This is a genomic window from Aeromonas sp. ZOR0002, from assembly GCF_963866995.1.
In the GTDB taxonomy this organism is placed as follows: domain Bacteria; phylum Pseudomonadota; class Gammaproteobacteria; order Enterobacterales; family Aeromonadaceae; genus Aeromonas; species Aeromonas caviae.
Window position 1 is genome coordinate 1 of record NZ_CAWMFQ010000283.1, and the last position, 2,460, is coordinate 2,460.

The window sequence follows — 2,460 nt, forward strand, 5'->3', positions numbered from 1 at the left end:
GAGCCAGCGCTAGTCTGACAACCCGCCAATCGACATTAAAAAAGGGGCGCGACGGCGCCCCGGATAACACAAGCAGTCGGGCAACGACCTGACAATGACGGAGTAAAAAAATGAAATTCAAGACCATGAGCGTGCACAGCGGCCAGCGGATCGATCCCCAGACCGGCGCCCTCACCACCCCGCTCTACCAGAGCAGCACCTTCAGCTACTTCAACGCCCAGGCGGGCAAGGAGCGCTTCGCAGGTCAAGCCCCCGGCTTCATCTACAGCCGCTTTGGCAACCCCACCACCGCCGAACTGGAGCAGAAGCTGGCAGCCCTCGAAGGTGCAGATGAGGCACTGGTGGTGGCCAGCGGCATGGCGGCGGTGAGTGCCATCATGTATGCCCTGGCCGACAGCGGTGATGAAGTGGCCTATATCGGCCCCCTCTACGGCGGCACCGATGCCTTCCTCAAGCAGACCTTCAGCCGCGCCGGCGTCAAGATCACCGCCTACGAGAGCGATCAGGCGCTGCTGGCCAACATCCGCCCCGCCACCAAGGTGGTACTCTTTGAAACCCTGACCAACCCCACCCTCAAGGTGGTGGATCCGCGGGTGGTGGTGGAGGCGGCCCGCAAGGTGGGTGCCATCACGGTGTGTGACAACACCTTCCTTACCCCCTACCTGCTGCGCCCGCTCGAGCTTGGCATCGACATTGTCATGCACAGCGGTACCAAGTACCTGGGCGGCCACGGCGACATCATCGCCGGGGTGGTGGCGGGTCGTCATGAGCTGATGAAGTCGATTCGCACCGTGGCCCTCAAGCACATCGGCTCTCCCATCGGCCCCCAGGAGGCCTACCTGCTGCAACGGGGGGTCAAGACCCTACCCCTGCGCATGGATGCCCACCTGCACAACGCCCAGAAGGTGGCCGAGTTCCTGGATGCCCACCCAGCGGTGAAGAAGGTGATCTACCCGGGCCTTGCCAGCCATCCGGGCCACGATGCCCTCGGCGCCTTCGCCAGCGGCTTTGGCGGCATGGTGAGCATCGAGCTGGAGGGCGGGTTTGAGCGCTGCGCTACCCTGCTCGACAACCTGCAACTCTTCGTGCAGGCGGTGAGCCTCGGCGATCTCGAGAGCCTCGCCTGCCATCCGGCCAGCACCACCCACGCCGCCATGGACGAGGCGAGCCGCCTCGCCGCCGGGGTCAATGACGATCTCATTCGATTCAGCATCGGGGTGGAAGACACCGACGATCTGATTGCCGATCTGGCCACCGCCCTGGCCCTTCTCTGATATCCAGTGGCGATCCGGGGGAGTGACGCAATAAAAAAAGGGAAGGCAATGCCTTCCCTTTCTCTTTTCTGCCCGTCGCCCTCATCAGGCGTCGTGGTAATCCTGGCAGGCGCTCAGGGTGTTCTCCATCAGGCTGGCGACCGTCATGGGGCCCACGCCACCCGGTACCGGCGTGATGAAGGCGGCGTGATTGCGCGCGGTCTCATACTCCACATCTCCCACCAGGGAACCGTCCGCAAGACGGTTGATGCCCACGTCGATCACCAGGGCACCGGGTTTGACCCACTCCCCCGGAATGAAGTTGGGCTTGCCCACTGCCACGACCAGCAAGTCGGCCCGGCGCACCTGGGTTTCCAGATCCTGGGTGAAGCGGTGACAGGTGGTGGTGGTGCAACCGGCCAGCAGCAGCTCCAGCGTCATGGGGCGCCCCACGATGTTGGAAGCCCCGACCACCACCGCATGCAGACCATGGGTCTTGACGCCGGTGGTCTCGATCAGGGTCATGATCCCCTTGGGGGTGCAGGGTCGCAGCGCCGGGATGCGCTGGGCCAGACGACCCACGTTGTAGGGATGGAAGCCATCAACGTCCTTGTCGGGACGAATGCGCTCCAGCACCTGGGTGGTATCGCAGTGAGCCGGCAAGGGCAACTGCACCAGGATGCCGTCCACTTCCGGATCCTCGTTGAGCTGGTCGATCAGGGACAGCAGCTCTGCTTGTGTCGCCGTGGCGCTGAGGTCATAGGAGCGGGAAACAAATCCCACCTCTTCACAAGCGCGACGTTTGCTGCCCACATAGACTTGGGAGGCCGGATCCAGCCCCACCAGGATCACCGCCAGACCCGGTGCCCGTTTCCCCTGCGCCAACCGCTGTTGGACTTGCGCGGCGACCTGATTGCGAATCGTTTGCGCAACCTGTTTTCCATCAATGATTTTGGCAGACATCGTTCTTCACTCACCATGTGTTCAACTGCGGCGCATTGTCGCATTTTTTTGGCGCGGGTGTTAGCGGCTCTCGCAGGGAGGGCAATAAGTAGGCACTTGAATTTACTGGCGGAAAAAGTCGTTGACGCTGACTTTGGCGCTTGGGTATGATGCCCGCCCGTTGCCCAGTGGTGCCGCCGAAGGTATGCTGGATGGCGAATTTTCGGTGATTAGCGCAGCCCGGTAGCGCATCTGGTTTGGGACC

2 protein-coding genes are annotated in these 2,460 nt (G+C 62.6%); one reads left to right on the forward strand and one right to left on the reverse strand.

Translation table 11 applies throughout. The annotated features are described in order from the left end of the window. The first annotated feature begins 110 nt into the window (after positions 1-110). Positions 111-1,274 carry a trans-sulfuration enzyme family protein gene (locus AACR77_RS15405; protein ID WP_042882641.1) on the forward strand — a complete coding sequence of 388 codons (1,164 nt, stop codon included), beginning with the start codon at positions 111-113 and terminating at the stop codon, positions 1,272-1,274. 84 nt (positions 1,275-1,358) lie between these two features. On the opposite strand, the gene folD is transcribed toward AACR77_RS15405, so the two are convergent. Further along, positions 1,359-2,216 carry a bifunctional methylenetetrahydrofolate dehydrogenase/methenyltetrahydrofolate cyclohydrolase FolD gene (folD, locus tag AACR77_RS15410; RefSeq protein ID WP_010674955.1) on the reverse strand — a complete coding sequence of 286 codons (858 nt, stop codon included), beginning with the start codon at positions 2,214-2,216 and terminating at the stop codon, positions 1,359-1,361. Positions 2,217-2,460 lie beyond the last annotated feature (244 nt).